Origin of the sequence: Pyrinomonas sp., from assembly GCF_040289685.1 — a bacterium.
Taxonomy (GTDB): domain Bacteria; phylum Acidobacteriota; class Blastocatellia; order Pyrinomonadales; family Pyrinomonadaceae; genus Pyrinomonas.
In genome coordinates, this window is record NZ_PSLQ01000010.1 from 1 (window position 1) to 15365 (window position 15365).

General features: G+C 57.5%; 6 protein-coding genes. 5 read left to right on the plus strand and 1 reads right to left on the minus strand.

Going from position 1 to position 15365, the window contains the following annotated elements:
- Positions 1–409 precede the first annotated feature (409 nt).
- The 5 genes from C4334_RS03915 to nagA all read left to right on the plus strand — a co-directional run bounded on the left by C4334_RS03915 (position 410) and on the right by nagA (position 14566).
- Entirely contained in the window at positions 410–4087 is a 3678-nt protein-coding gene (locus C4334_RS03915) for a TonB-dependent receptor (protein WP_352430779.1), read from the plus strand.
- A gap of 66 nt (positions 4088–4153) precedes the next feature.
- Positions 4154–5770: an N-acyl-D-amino-acid deacylase family protein gene (locus tag C4334_RS03920; protein WP_352430780.1), complete on the plus strand. Its 1617-nt coding sequence runs from the start codon at positions 4154–4156 to the stop codon at positions 5768–5770.
- A gap of 84 nt (positions 5771–5854) precedes the next feature.
- Positions 5855–9325 (plus strand): outer membrane beta-barrel protein, encoded by a 3471-nt coding sequence (locus C4334_RS03925; protein WP_352430781.1) that lies wholly within the window; start codon positions 5855–5857, stop codon positions 9323–9325.
- Between the two features lie 235 nt (positions 9326–9560).
- Positions 9561–12887 (plus strand): TonB-dependent receptor, encoded by a 3327-nt coding sequence (locus C4334_RS03930; protein ID WP_352430782.1) that lies wholly within the window; start codon positions 9561–9563, stop codon positions 12885–12887.
- A gap of 482 nt (positions 12888–13369) precedes the next feature.
- The gene (nagA, locus tag C4334_RS03935) at positions 13370–14566 is read left to right on the plus strand and encodes an N-acetylglucosamine-6-phosphate deacetylase (RefSeq protein WP_352430783.1); all 1197 of its coding nucleotides are present in this window, start codon (positions 13370–13372) and stop codon (positions 14564–14566) included.
- A 281-nt stretch (positions 14567–14847) separates the two neighbouring features.
- Here nagA and C4334_RS03940 read toward each other — a convergent pair whose 3' ends face one another.
- Positions 14848–15288 (minus strand): FKBP-type peptidyl-prolyl cis-trans isomerase, encoded by a 441-nt coding sequence (locus C4334_RS03940; protein ID WP_352430784.1) that lies wholly within the window; start codon positions 15286–15288, stop codon positions 14848–14850.
- Positions 15289–15365: the final 77 nt, after the last annotated feature.

Sequence of the window (15365 nt, forward strand, 5' to 3'; positions counted from 1 at the left end):
CAACGCTGCGCGGAATATCCGCAACCGCTATACCGTCTTTCGGGACGGTGGGCCGTCGTCAACCGGCCCCGAAGCCCTGTCCGGCTTGCTGGGCGAGGGCAAGCCCCCGACTGCGCGCCGTGGGGTAGTTGACTTGTTATCTTCGGTGACGGTTCGCTACGCGGTCGAGACCATCCGTCGCAGGTATCAGCGCGTGCCTCGCACTGGAGGATCAGTTGTGCTCCCCCGGTTTATCAGTGAAAATTATCGTCACGATAAGATGTTTTAGTTTCCATTATAGGGGACGACGACGTAAAATTCAGCTCGCTCCAGTGCGGAACGCCCAACCAACGTAGGTTCAAAGAAGATCGACGAAGCAAATCCGCTCAAAGGGGTCGGAGCGGTTCTACCAAATCCTAAGGAGGATCCTATGACGAGGAGCAGTCTTTGTCGCGCCTGTTTGATTTTGCTGGCACTGATCTCTCTCTCCTCTGCGGTTTGGGCGCAAGGGACGACATCGCGTGTGACGGGCACGGTGCTTGATCCTTCCGGCGCTGCCGTGCCGAACGCGACCGTAACGTTGACGAACGAGGCGACCAACGTTTCGTTTACAACGCAGACCACAAACACAGGCACTTACGTCTTCGACTCGGTGCAGGTGGGGACTTACACCATCACGGTCGAAAAGCAAGGGTTCAAGCGTTTCGTCTCCAAAGGCAACGTCGTGCAGATCAACCAACCTGCCACTGTTGACGTTACTTTGGAAGTGGGTGAGGTTTCCGAGGTGGTCACTGTTGAGTCGACGGCGGAGTTGGTGCAAACGAGCAGCTCAGGGAATTTCGGCAACACGCTGGATCAGCGAACCATTCAGGCGCTCCCGATTGTTGGCGTTCGCGGGCGCAACCCATTGACTTTCATCAACTATCAACCTGGCGTCAATGTCGGGGCCAACACTGGCGGCGGAGTACATGTTCACGGCTCACGTGATCGGGCTTTCAACTTCACGCTGGATGGCATTGATGTCAACGAAACGAGCGCAGGCGGCTCAAACTTCACTCCGCTACGGACCAACCCAGATATGCTGGCTGAGTTTCAGGTCGTGACCAGCAATTTCACCGCAGAGTTTGGGCGTTCGAGCGGCGCACAGGTGACTATGGTTACGCGCTCAGGGACCAACGAGTTTCACGGTAGCTTGTTCGAGTTCTACCAAACGCCGCGCTTTCATGCCAACGAATACGAGAACAATCTCAATCGTTTGCCGAAGCGGCAATTCGTGCAACACATCTTCGGCGGCAGCATCGGTGGTCCCGTGTTCTTCCCGCGGTTCGGCGAAGGCGGGCCGGTTCTCTACAATGGGCGTAACAAGACTTTCTTCTTCTTCAACTTCCAGGGATTGAGGACGAGCGAAAGTCGCGCCGTAACCTCGACCGTGCTGACCAGAGAGGCACGTCAAGGGATCTTCCGCTACGTCATTGGCGGGCGTAATTCTCCGAGCGTTGTCGATCGCAGCGGCAACGTTTTGCCGGGCGTGCGTGTCGGTTCCTACAACATCGCGCAGAACGATCCGCAAGGGATCGGCTTGGATCCGCGCGTGCTGAGCGTGATCAATATCACGCCGCTGCCCAACGACTTTTCCGTTGGCGATGGCCTTAACACGGCGGGCTTTACATTCGTTGCGCCGCAGCGCGAGGCACAGGAAGATTACGTGTTCAGGGTGGATCACGTCATCAACTCCACTAATACTGTCTTCGTGCGTTACGCGCATGGTCGTCAGGATACGTTGTGCGACTTCGTCAATGCTGGATGGCAAGCTTTTCCGAATACGCCGTGTACTGTGAATACCATCCGGCGTCCGCGCAACTTGGCGGCCAGTTGGCGCACTTCTCCATCGCCATCGATCACGAACGAGTTCGTCGCAGGCTTCAATCGGTTCACCTTCAGCTTCAATAACCCGGATCCGAACGGTCCCAACAATCCGCCGTTCACTTTCGGTTTGATCACCGATCCATTGCCGTACTTCCAGAGCGTTTACAACGCGCGGACGCTGACCACCTATCAGTTTGTCGACAATCTGACGTATGTCCGGGGGTCACACACGATCAAAGGTGGCATCAATTTCCGCTACCAGAAGCACTTCGATAACCGAGGGTCGATCGCCGGATCGCAGCCATTGCCTCTGGCGGATTTTTCCACGGGCGTGAATACCGTGGATCCGATCGCTTTTCGCTTGCCGGCTGATATCAACACCACTTTCGATCGCCCCACCTTGCAATCCCTGATCAATATCATGCTCGGCCGGATCGGTAACATCAGCCAAGGTTTTGTGGCTGCTTCCGACCAACAGTGGGCACCTGGAGGAACGCGCTTCCTCTTTACGGCCATCTATCCTGAATACGACTTCTACGTTCAAGACACGTGGAAGATCCGGCCGACCCTCACGCTCGATTACGGTTTGCGATGGGAGGTCAGACTCTCGCCGCGGGGTGGCAAAGGCAGCCGCGTGTTTCGTCCCAACCGGCCAATCCGTGTTGGTGAGCCTCCGGCGAACGATCTGCGGTGGGTCGAGGGCAAGTTGTTCGACGACGATTGGAACAATTTCGGACCAACCGTCGGGCTGGCTTGGGATCCGTTCGGCGATGGCAAGACTTCGCTTCGAGCCAACTATCGACTGGCTTATGACCGCATGAACACTTTCGTCCTATCCTCGAGCATCTTTCAGAGCACGCCGGGATTGACTCTGGCTGTGACGGAGCAATCCTTCGGTCAAAACGGCGGGCGATTGCGCCAGGGACTTCCGGCGCTGGCACCACCAGCTAGCACCACTCCGGCTCAGTTGCGCCAGCTTCCACCTTTCGGCGTGCGAAGCATCACTGTGACCGATCCAAGCATGAGCTCTCCGCAAACGCATCAATGGGGGCTTAGCTTGCAGCGAGAGATTGGTTGGAACACGGTGGTCGAACTCTACTACATCGGTCGCCGAGCACACAATCTCTATGGCGCCTACGATGTCAACCAAGTGGATATCTTCAGAAACGGCTTCTTGGAAGCCTTCAATATCGTGCGCAACGGCGGCGAAAGCCAGCTCATCAACGATCTGATGAGGTTCGATACGCGACGATTGCCGAGCGAGACCGGTTCGCAAACAATAAGGCGCCTTTTCCCCTCGTCTTTGGCTTTGGGATCGGTGGCCGCTGTTGCCGCTTCCATTGCGCAGCGCAATCAGGGCGGCGTTGCGCCTTTCACTTTGGCAGGATTCAGTCCATTCTTCTTCCAACCTTTCCCGCAGTTTTCGAGCGCTTTGGTCGTGCTCGACAGCAACGACTTCTCTACCTACCACGCTTTCGAAGCGCAAGTGCAACGGCGTTTCCGTCGCGGCATCGGCTTCCAGTTCGGCTACACTCTCTCCAAGTCGCTCGACACGCGCTCTTTCGATCCGACCTTTTCGGTCGCCAGCCGCGGCAACGCGCAATCCGCGTCGAGCACGCCATTCAACATCTATAACCGACGCTTGAACTACGCGCGCTCGGATTTCGATCGGCGGCATAGCTTCACCGGTACTTTCGTCCTCGAACTGCCGTTCGGTTCTGGGCGCCGCTTTGCTGGCGATGTTGGCCGGGGCCTTGATCTGCTGATTGGCGGCTGGGAGCTAGCTGGTCTTGTCCGGTGGCAATCGGGAAGGCCGTTTACGGTCTACTCGGGTTCCAACACGGTCAGCAACGTCGTGCAATCGCCAGCTAACTGTCAGGGCTGCAGTCCCGACATGGGGAGGCTGCACGACGAACAGGGTCCGACCGAAACGACGCTCTACTTCTTCGACCCGAGCCAGCGAGCGCTGTTTTCTACGCCAGCCCCGGGGCAGATCGGCAACACTGGGCGAAACTTCTTCACTGGCCCTTCGTTCTTCGATCTCAGCATGATGCTTGGGAAGAGGTTCCGTTTCACCGAGAATCAGAATCTCGAGCTGCGGGTTGAGGCGACGAACGTAACCAACACGCCGTCCTTCGGCATTCCGACGGCGACGATTACGAGTTCGGTCTTCGGGCGCATACGTGATGGCGTAGTCAGCAGTTCGCGCAAGGTGCAGTTTTCCATCAAGTACAATTTCTAGCGGCGACGAAGGCGGTCTCTGCAACGAGTTGCGGAGACCGCTTTCTCAACAAAGATTTAAAGAGGAATGTTCAGAGCACGGTGCACAAATGTTCTCATCGTCCTACTAGTCGCCGTGGCGGCCGGCGTTCAAGCATTGCAGGCCGAACGCGCTACGGAACCCGCATATGATCTCTTGATCGCGCAGGGGCGCATCGTCGATGGCACAGGCAATCCTTGGTATCGCGCTGACGTGGCGATCAAGGATGGGCGCATCGTGCGGATCGGGCAGATCGATCCGCGTGAAGCGCGTCGAATGATCGATGCCCAAGACAAAATCGTTGCGCCCGGTTTCATCGACGTCCACGCGCATGTCGAGAACATCTACAACCAACCCGATGCCGAGAATTTCATACGCATGGGCGTCACCACGCTCATCACCGGCAACTGCGGCACATCGACTGCCGAGGTCGGAAAATTCTTGAGTCGAATCAAAGAGCAGCCGCTCGCCGTCAACATCGCTACCTTGATCGCGCATGGGAGCGTGCGCGCCAAGGTCATGGGACAAGAGAACCGAGCACCGACGCCGGAAGAGCTACGGCAAATGGAGGCGCTCGTCGAACAAGGAATGAAAGAAGGTGCGTTGGGACTCTCCACTGGGCTCATCTATGTTCCCGGCACCTATGCAAAGACGGAGGAATTAATCGCTCTCGCGCGCGTGGCAGCGCGGCGTGGCGGCATCTACGCGACGCACATGCGCAACGAAGGGAACGGCGTCTTCGATGCCATCCGCGAGAGCATTCGTGTGGGCGAAGAGAGCGGCATTCCGGTGGAGATCTCTCATTTCAAGATTTCGAGCCGCAAGCTGTGGGGGCGCAGCACAGAGAGCATCGCGCTCGTCGAACAGGCCCGCGCACGCGGCCTGCAGGTGACCGTGGACCAATACGCTTACACAGCCTCTTCGACATCGCTCGACGTGCTGCTGCCCGATTGGGTGCGTGCCGGAGGGCGCGAAGCGGCGAAAGCCCGACTGACCGATGCGGCAACGCGCGGGCGCGTCCGCAAAGAGATGAAAGATGGTCTTAAGGGGCGAGGCTTCAAGGACTACTCTTACGCGATAGTCGCCAACTACGAGCCTGACAAATCTTTTAATGGCCTTTCAATTGTCGATGTCACAAAGCGGGCGCGCGGTAAAAGCAGCCTCGATGCGCAGGTCGAACAGATCATCGAGATGTTCGTCGCTGGCGGGGCCAGCATGGTCTATCACGTGATGAGCGAAGAGGATGTGCAGCGGATCATGCGCCAACCGTGGGCGATGATCGCTGCGGATGCTGGCGTCCGTCGTTTCGGCGAAGGCGTGCCACATCCGCGCGGATACGGCAACAATGCCCGTGTGTTGGGTCGATATGCGCGCGAACTCGGCCTCCTCTCTTTGGAGGATGCGGTGCGGAAGATGACCTCTTTGCCAGCACAGACCTTTCGCTTGCGCGACCGCGGTTTGTTGCGTGAAGGCTATGCGGCAGACATTGTCATCTTCGATGCACAGAGGATCGCCGACCGGGCGACGTTCGAGCAACCGCATCGATACCCGGTCGGGATCAGCTACGTCATCGTCAACGGTCAGCCGGTTTTGAGCGAAGGTCGGATGACCGGCGCGCGTCCGGGCGTCGCGCTGCGCGGTGCGACATCGGGCGCAGCAGATTGAGTCGAGACCGATCGAGAAGATTTTGTTCTACTGGGCAATGATTTTACTTTCACGGAGAGGATCATCATGAAAAGAAGTCTCAAAATGATAGCGTTTCGGCTTCTTTCGATCTCGGTCTTGCTTCTAAGCGCCAGCGGCGCTTCGGCGCAAGAGATCACGGGAGCGATCGTTGGAACGGTGAAAGATCCCACTGGAGCCGTGGTCGCTGGCGCGACGGTGGTCATCACCGACACGGACAAACGCACCGCGGTAAGAACGCTCACCACCGATGAAAACGGTGCTTTCTCAGCCCCTTTCTTGCCGGTCGGCAATTACGAGGTGACAGTCGAAGCGCCGAACTTCAAGAAGTATGTAGAAAGCCGGGTCAAGCTCGATGTCAATCAACGGCGGACGTTGGAGGTGACCCTAGAGCCGGGGAACATCGCTGAGATCGTGACGGTGGAATCGACGCCGTTGCAAGTCGACTTGCAGACGCCGACGGCTGCTAACTTGATCTCCGGGACACAGGTGAGGGAGTTGTCCCTCAATAATCGTAACTTCGTTCAGTTGACGGTGTTGATGCCCGGCGTGTCGTCGAATCTAGACGATCAGGTCTATGTCGGCACGACCAATCCTGAAGGGCAGGCGAACATCGTCGCCATCTCCGTCAATGGCGCGCGCAGCAGTTCGAACAGTTGGGCGGTGGATGGGGCCGATACGACAGACCGTGGATCGAACCTGACGATTCAAACTTACCCGAGCGTAGATGCCATCGGTGAATTCAAAGTCTTGCGCAGCTTGTACCCAGCAGAGAGCGGGCGTAGCGGCGGCGGTCAAGTGAACGTCGTTACGCGGTCCGGAACGAACGAATTTCACGGGACTCTTTACGAGTTCGTGCGCAATGAAAGGCTGAACGCCAACACGTTCTTCAATAATCAACGTGCGCCTGTCGGTTTCGAGGACGGCAAGGCCAAAAGGCCGCCTTTCCGCTACAATAATTTTGGCTGGACGCTTGGCGGACCGGTCTACCTGCCGCGCTTCGGCGAAGGCGGCCCGCTCTTCTACAGCGGGAAGAACCGGACCTTCTTCTTCTTCTCGCAGGAGTGGCGGCGCGATATCCGCTATCCGACGCTGCTTGCCACTATTCCGACCAAAGCCTTGCGACAGGGGATCTTCCCCGTAGATGTCTGCGTGCGCCTCTCGGGATCAACCTGCCTTGAAAGGTCGAATCGCATCACGAACATCAACCCCGTAGCGCAGGCGTACATCAACGAGTTCTACGCCAACTTGCCGGAGCCGGACGCCAACTTCACGCTCATCTCGACCGCACGCAATGTGTCCCGCTTCCGGCAAGAGATCCTACGGCTCGATCACAAGTTCAGTGACAAGTTGTCGGCTTTCTATCGCTTCCAGAACGATTCGATCCCCACGTTGGACGCTTTGGCTCTGTTTTCGAGCGGTGTGCCGATCCCAGGCGTTTCCACCACCGAGACCGACTCACCAGGCCGCACACACGTCTTCAGGTTCACCTACGTGGCCAGTCCGACGTTGGTCATTGATGGCGGATACACCTTCTCTTACGGCGCGATCTTGAGCAAAGTGGTCGGCAAGATAAATCAAGCCAACAGCCCCTCGGTGCAGGTCCCGCTGCCTTTTACGAACACGCGCGGGCGCGTGCCGACGCTGACAGGCATCGGCTTTACCGGCATCGCTGGCTTTGGTCCATACGACAACTTCTCCAGCAATCACGCCGTGCAGTTCAACCTCTCGAAGATCATCGAGACGCACACGACGAAATTCGGCGCGCTGATCACGCGCTACCGCAAGCACGAGAACGCCCTCGGCGGTTTCAATGAGGGACAGTTTAGCAACTTCCCCTCTACAGGACGCCCAACTTCCGGCATCAATCCAGCCAATGGACGGCCCTTTACTACGGGGCAGTTGACTGCTTTGCAACGGTGGGCCTACTTCCTCCTCGGAGGACCAGTGGATTTCAGGCAGGACGCACGTGACATCACGGCCGATCTGCGGCTGCGAAACTTCGAGCTGTACGGACAAGACGAGTGGCGCCTCCGCCCGAATCTGACGCTTTACTACGGGTTGCGTTACTCTTATTTCGGCCAGCCCTACGATGCGTTGAACAGCTTGTCGAACTTCGATCCACGTGCGTTCGATCCAGCCAAAGCGCCACAAGTTGATGGCGGAGGAAACGTCGTCCCCAACACGGGCGACCCGCTCAACGGGATCATCGTCAACACGACGAACACCAATTTGGGCGGAAAACCGTCACCTTACGGCAAATATTTGGCTGAAACGCCGAAGACGAACTTCGCGCCACGTATCGGCCTTGCTTGGGATCCGTTCGGCAAGGGACGCACCGCCGTACGCACAGGTTACGGCGTCTATCACGATCAGGTGCTGGTCGGAATCTGGTTGCAAAACATCGGCATCAACCCTCCCTTCAATCGTTCGGTGATCATCACCGGAACGCGGCTTGACAACCCCACAGCTGGAACGCCCTTCGTGTCCAGCGCCGCGTTGACCGTTCGGGCCGTGCAACCGAATTGGAAGACGCCGTACTACCAGCACTGGTCGCTCGACGTGCAGCATCAGCTCTTCTCGCGAACGTTGTTCACTATCGGCTATTATGGGTCGAAGGGAACGCATCTGCCGGGCATCGTCGATATAAACTTGTTGCCTCCAGGATTTGCTCTCAGGCAGCAGTGTCGGGACGCTTCGGGCAACACGGTGCCCTGTCAATCGCCGGGACAGATCTTCACCAGCTCGGCGCAGGAATTGATCTTGGACCAGATACGCCCGTATCGCGGTTACCGCGCCATCAACATGATCCAAACGCGCTTCAATTCCAACTACAACAGCATGCAGTTCTTCCTCCAGCAGCGGTTCCGCGGGAATTCGCAGGTGAACTTGGCTTATACATGGTCGAAGAACCTGACCGACAACCAAACCGATCGCTCGACCGCACCGCAGAATCCCTACGACATCCGCTCCGAGTACGGGAGAGCGCAGCTTGACCGGCGCCACATCCTTTCGATCAACTACATCTACGAATTGCCTTGGTTCAGGGAACGCAGAGATTTCGCTGGTCGTTTACTCGGTGGGTGGCAGGTCTCCGGGATCGTGACTGCCTACTCAGGGCTGCCTTTCACCGTAACAACCGCCGGGGCTGATCCCGCCGGTTTAGGCTTCCTCGGCCTCTCGGCTTCCGGCCCGCGTCCTGACATGATCTGCGACCCAAACAAGGGAGCGCCAAATACGCCGCAGCAGTGGTTCAACACGAACTGCTTCAGAGACGTCGTCGGCGAAAATCGCGTCGGGAATGCGGGGCGCGGCGTGGTCAACGGATTCCCCACTTACCGCTTCGATCTCACGTTGACCAAGAACGTCTATTTCGGCGAGACCACGCGGCTGCAGCTTCGCGGCGAAGCGTTCAATATCTTCAATCACACCAACTTCAGAACGCTCAGCACCGGCATTACGGCGGCCAACTTCGGCGCTGTAACCTCGACGCGCGACCCGCGCGTCATTCAGCTCGGAGTGAAATTCTTCTTCTAGGAAAATTTGGTCTCATGCTTTCTTCGAGGGAGGACGCTGATCCTCCCTCGTCTTTTTTGAAAGGGGGTGACTGGCAGAACGGCTCACCGCACGCCGGAGACGGCAACTCCCTCAAGCATAAGGAAACATGATGCTATGGATAAGATCTTACAGTTTGAGTTATGGGAGGCCGACCTATAAAATGGCGACGATTCAAGGTCACTCATCCAATCGAGAAGCGAGCTGGAAAAGAGAGATGCACAGGAAAATCGTCACCGGGCTTACCTCTTCGGTCCTCGCAACGCTCATCTTATTCGCCTCCACCGTTCGAGCACAGACCGTCAGCGGGACGTTGCAAGGCACGGTCGCTGATACGAACGGTGCGGCGATCGCCGGGGCGAGCGTCAGTATCCGCAACGTCGAAACCGGACAGGAGCGCAACGTGATGACCAACGCGGAAGGCTTCTACGCGGCGCCCTACTTGCCGCTCGGACGTTACACCGTGACCGCTTCGCGTCAAGGCTTTGGGACGGTCGTGCGTGAAAACGTCGAAGTCACGCTCAACCAAACGGTGATCGTCGATTTCACGCTCAACCCGACCCTCACGGGTGAAGTGACGGTGACGGAAGAGCCGCCGCCGATCAACACGACCAACGCTGAGATCAAACAATCGCTCACTGCTGAAGAGGTGTTGGATAAACCGACCTTCAATCAAGGTTACAACGGGTTCCTCTCATTGGCTGAAACTTTTACGGGCTTTCAAGAGAATCCGACTAGCGGTCAAAACAACCCGACCCTCTCTTCAGGATCTTCGATCAATTTCAACGGCACGGGGACGCGCGGCGCGACCTTTCAGATCAACGGCGTCAACAACGATGATTCATCGGAAAATCAGAATCGACAAGGCGTGTCGCTTTCGACGATCAAAGAGTTTCAGGTGATCACCAATAACTTCAGCGCCGAATTCGGGCGCGGCTACGGCGCCGTGGTCCTCGTGCAAACGAAGTCGGGGACGAACCGCGTGAACGGCGACCTATATCTTTATCACAACGACAGCGCGCTCAACGCGACTTTGAACATCTTCTCTCCCGGCGCGAAAAAGCCGGTCAATCGGCGCAACCAGTACGGGTTCACGCTCGGTTTCCCGTTCATCAAGAACAGGCTCTTCGGCTTCGTCAGTTTCGACGAAGTGCGCAACAGCGGCGCCGGTTCCTATACGCGCGATCTTCTGTTGCCGCAGGAGCGGGATGGGAGTTTGTTTTTCAAAGTCACGCCGGCCAACGACACACCATCGAACCGCGCCTTCATCCAATCGGTGATCGCGCGCTTTCCGGCCAATCTTGCGCCCAACGATCCGCGCAGTCCGCGCACCTTCACCGGACAGGTTGGTTTCGACCGACCGCTCAAGGACTACTCGGGGCGTTTGGACTGGGTGCCGAACGAATCGAACACCGTCACGGTGCGCTATCAATACACGCGCCAAATCTTCGATAACGAAGATATCATTATCGGAGAGGCGACGAAACAGAACAACAAGCAGCAGAACGCGGGGTTGACTTGGACGCACGTCTTCACGCCACAGACGGTCGGTGAATTCCGTTACGGTCTGGGGTTGCGCACCACGCTCGTCGGCATCAAAGCTGGCAATGACACGCCGATCATCCGTTTCAGCGGCAGTCCCGTTGCCGGAAGCATCATCGGCAACGCGGGAGCTTTCCCGATCAATCGCTGGCAAACCGATAATCAGTTCGTCTATAACCTTTCGACCGTCTTCGGCAGCAATCACTTCTTCAAGGCTGGCACAGACATCAGGCGCCAGAACTTGGATGACGTCGCGGATAACTTCTCGCGCGGCTTTTACACGTTCGGCCGCAATTGCGGTGGTACGGATTACGGTTCAGCTTACATCGCCTTCTTGAACGGTTGCGTGACGACCTTTCAGAAGGGTTACGGGCCGTTCTTTCTCGAAAACAGGATCAACGAATCTAACTTCTATGCCGAAGATAACTGGAAGGTACGTCCGAACTTAACATTCAACCTCGGCATCCGCTACGAGTACGTCTCGGCCCCGCGCGAACGGGAGAAGCGTATCGATTATGGCTTCAGTGACGACAAAGACAACATTGAGCCGCGGATCGGCTTTGCGTGGAGTCCCGATTTCGAAAAGGGGTTCTGGGCGAAGCTGTTCGGTGGACCGGGGCGCTCCTCTTTTCGCGGCGGCTACGGGATCTTCCACGGGCGCCTCTTTCAATCGATCTTTTCGCAATCGGGCGCGACCGTGCGTTTCAATCCGCCCAATGCTATCTTCTTGAGCTTTAGCAACAGCAACAATTTGGCTGATCCGACCAACGGGTTCGTCTTTGTCCCAGGTCCGCAGACCGTCCGCCACGCCGAAGCGCACATCAATCCGAATCTCGGCATGCCTTACACGCAGCAATGGAACCTGACCTTCGAGCGGCAGCTTCGGTGGAAATCGGCGCTCCGTTTAAGCTATACGGGCAATCGCGGCATTGGGCTTTTGCGTTACGCGCTCGAAAACCTCCCGCTTGCGGGCGATGTCGTCGTCGTTGATCATCCGAACAACGCGCCTTCGGCGCTCTACAACTTGAGCAGTCTTCCAGCGAACGATCCGCGTCGCGTCGATGTGCGCGGGCGGACTCTGCGTTTGGCCGCCGATCCACAATGTGCGGGCACCGGATTGACGGGAATCCCAACCACTGCACAGTGCCCGAACCCGGTTCCCATCGGTCCGTTTGAGTACAGCGTGCGCTTGCCGCGTTTGAACGAACGGCGTCCCGATCCGCGCTTTACGACCAACACATTGGTGAGCAATGGTTCGTGGAGTTACTACAACGGCTTGCAAATCGAATGGAATAAACGGCTGAGTCAAGGGGCATCGTTCCAGATGGCTTACACGTGGAGCAAGGCGATAGATACGACTTCGGAAGCGACCTTTCTTGGCCCCGGCGATTCGAACATCTTGGGGCCCGATCCGCGCGCGTCGCGCGGATTATCGCGGTTCGATACGCGCCATCGCTTCACTCTCTTCGGCACCTATCGGTTGCCGTTCTTCCGCGAACAGCGCGGTCTTCTCGGACGAGCGCTGGGCGGTTGGGTCATCTCCACAGTGGTGAAGTTGGTTCGCGGCACTCCGTTTACCGTCAGCAGCAGTGCTGGGTTCGGAGATTTAAACTTCGACGGCTTTAATGAGACCCGCCCGGCCCTTGTTGATCCGTCGGTCCTTTATCGGCGCATCAACGACCCGGCGAATTCGCAAGCCTTGCTTCCACGCGAGTCTTTTCGCGCTCCGACCGTGCGCGATTACGGTTGCTGCATTCTCGGTCGCAATACGTTCTTTGCCGATGGCGTGAAAAACTTCGACATCGGCATCTATAAGACTTTCAAGCTGCCTTTCGAGAACCATCGTCTGATCTTTCGCGCCGATATGTTCAATGCGTTCAATCACGTGCAATACGGCTTTCCGATCGAAGATCTGGCTAGTTCGACCTTCGGTCGCATCGTCAGAGTGGCGACGCAATACAGCCCGCGCGTCGTGCAATTCTCCCTGCGCTACCAGTTTTGAACGCAGTCGGCATGATCTTGCGGGGCGGGAGTTTTGCCTTCCGCCCCCTTTGAAACTTCACCGATTGCGTTTTCTGCTTGTGTTATCATCGATGCGAGGTATTTAACGGCGGCGATCAATCAGCGAAGAAGACGTGATCGTCAAATCGGCGGAAAGCGGGTCACAACCGGAACGTGAAGGTGCCGCTTTATGTGCGGACTCGCATTCGGAAAGCCTGGCTTGTAGATCTGGCGCGCGAGAACTGTATGCCGAGTCAGCAGGTGAGTCATAATCAAGCGCGTGAAGTTATGGGACGTGGCGATTCAATTAGCTCGCGCGCTATCCGTTGCTCGAATACTTAGAGTCTCATAGTGTGTAAACGCGGCGATTCGATTAGCTCGCGCGTCATCCCGGACCTTGCGTTAGGGATCAACGTCATTCGGGGATGACCGCTGTGGACCCGTATTAAGCGCTGTGAGGAGGTCAAAGTTCGAATTCACGTCATGACTGACAACGTGAGCGAAACACTGCTGTTGCGTCGCGTGCGTCTCGTCCTGCCGGATAGGGTTGTCGAAGGAGCTAGCGTGTTGGTCGAGAATGGGCGTGTCGCGCGCGTTTTCGAATGGGATCAAAGCGCGCGCGCCGATAGGGCGCTCGATCTCGATGGCCTCGCCCTTCTTCCCGGGTTCATCGACGTGCACATTCACGGCGCAATGGGAGTAGATGCGACGGAAGGGGAGGTCGAAGGTCTCCGTCGTGTTGCGCGCTTTCTGGTTGAACACGGCGTAACAGCTTGGCTTCCGACGCTTGTGCCTGCGCCGGACGAAGATTACCGTCGCGCGGTCGAGGCGATCGAAAAGCTCATGGCAGAGCAGGACGAGCGCGCGGCAAAAGGTGATCTGGCGGCGCGTGCGCTTGGCGTGCATTACGAGGGACCGTTCGTCAATGCCGCTCAATGCGGCGCGTTGCGGACACGATACTTCCGCACATACACGACGCGATCCGATCTCGACGTGCTTCCAACGATCCGCAGGCCGGGCGCGGTTCACATGACGACGCTCGCACCGGAGATCGAGGGCGGCATCGAATTGGTGCGCGAGTTTCGTCGTCGCCGTTGGGTGATCGCCATCGGCCACACGCGTGCCGATGTCCGAACGCTCGACGAAGCGTGCGAAGCGGGCGCGCATCACATGACCCATTTCATGAACGCGATGGCGCCGCTACATCATCGTGCACCCGGCCCCATCGGATGGGGTTTGCTGCGCGACGATGTTTCGTGTGACGTGATCGCCGACGGCGTTCATCTGGATCCGCTGACGCTCCGTCTGATTTTGAAATGCAAAACGGCGGAACGATTAGCGCTCATCAGCGATGCGGTTGCGCCCACCGGGCTCGGCGATGGCGATTATCGTCTGTGGGGCGAGACGATCACGGTGCAAGATGGGCGCACGCGCAACGAGCGCGGCAGCATCGCTGGATCGGTGATCTCGATGAGCGATGCTGTGCGCATGATGCTCTCTTTGGGGACGCCGCTAACAGAGGTCGCGCGCATGGCAGCCACTAATCCCGCTCGGTTGCTCGGCGTCGAAGCTTTGTGCGGCACGATCGAACAAGGGAAACGGGCTGACTTGGTGGCGCTCGACGAAGATGGCAGAGTGAAGCTAACGATTGTTGGCGGAAAGATCGTCTGGCGCAGGTGACGATCAGACTCGTCCTGCGTGCACTCTTTGCGCTTGAGCGCAAGATCGCTGCCTCGCGATCTTCCCGCGACCGACGTGCCGTCTGGCGATGAGCTGAAAAACGGTCTTTACTCGTGATCTCTTTCGCTTGTGCATGCCTATCTTCTCACTTCCGAAGAACCGACCGAGCGCAAGCGAAAGATCCTTCGCTCATGTCGGGCGATTTGATGAGACGACGAAGCCTTCTCGACCATGTAGATGGGCCGAGAAGGTTTCGTCCGGGATGAGGTTTTGGAACAGCTTTATGCGGAGCGCTTCACTTCTACGAGTTCCACATCGAAAATAAGCTTCTGCCCGGCGAGTGGATGGTTGGCATCGAGCGTAATGTAACTTTCCGTGACGTCCGTGACGGCGACCGGGATTTGGCTGCCGTCGGGAAGTTGCAGCACGAGGTTCATGCCGACCTCCGGCTCCGTCTCAAGGTTGATCCCTTGACGCGGGATGGTTTGCACTAGCGCTTCGACCCGTTCGCCGTAAGCCTCTTCGGCTGGGATCTCGATGGTGCGCGTCTCGCCGACCTGCATTCCTCGCACGCCTTCGTCGAATCCGGCGATCACTTGACCAGCCCCCAACTCGAATTCAAGCGGCTCGCCGCCCTCGGAAGAATCGAAGATCTCGCCGCTCTCCAGCCGCCCCGTGTAGTGGACGCGAACGGTATCACCATTTTTCGCTTGTTCTGGCATAATCTCTCCCAACTATGTTTAATTTGGCGAAGCATGGCACATTTGGCGGAAAAAAGCTAGTCCGTCGCAAAAGATTT

Bases quoted from the DNA above. Each gene is read 5' to 3' on its own strand.
- C4334_RS03915 (WP_352430779.1), top strand. From the start codon at position 410: ATGACGAGGAGCAGTCTTTGTCGCGCCTGTTTGATTTTGCTGGCACTG.
- C4334_RS03940 (WP_352430784.1), bottom strand. From the start codon at position 15,288: ATGCCAGAACAAGCGAAAAATGGTGATACCGTTCGCGTCCACTACACG.
- nagA (WP_352430783.1), top strand. From the start codon at position 13,370: ATGACTGACAACGTGAGCGAAACACTGCTGTTGCGTCGCGTGCGTCTC.
- C4334_RS03920 (WP_352430780.1), top strand. From the start codon at position 4,154: ATGTTCAGAGCACGGTGCACAAATGTTCTCATCGTCCTACTAGTCGCC.
- C4334_RS03930 (WP_352430782.1), top strand. From the start codon at position 9,561: ATGCACAGGAAAATCGTCACCGGGCTTACCTCTTCGGTCCTCGCAACG.
- C4334_RS03925 (WP_352430781.1), top strand. From the start codon at position 5,855: ATGATAGCGTTTCGGCTTCTTTCGATCTCGGTCTTGCTTCTAAGCGCC.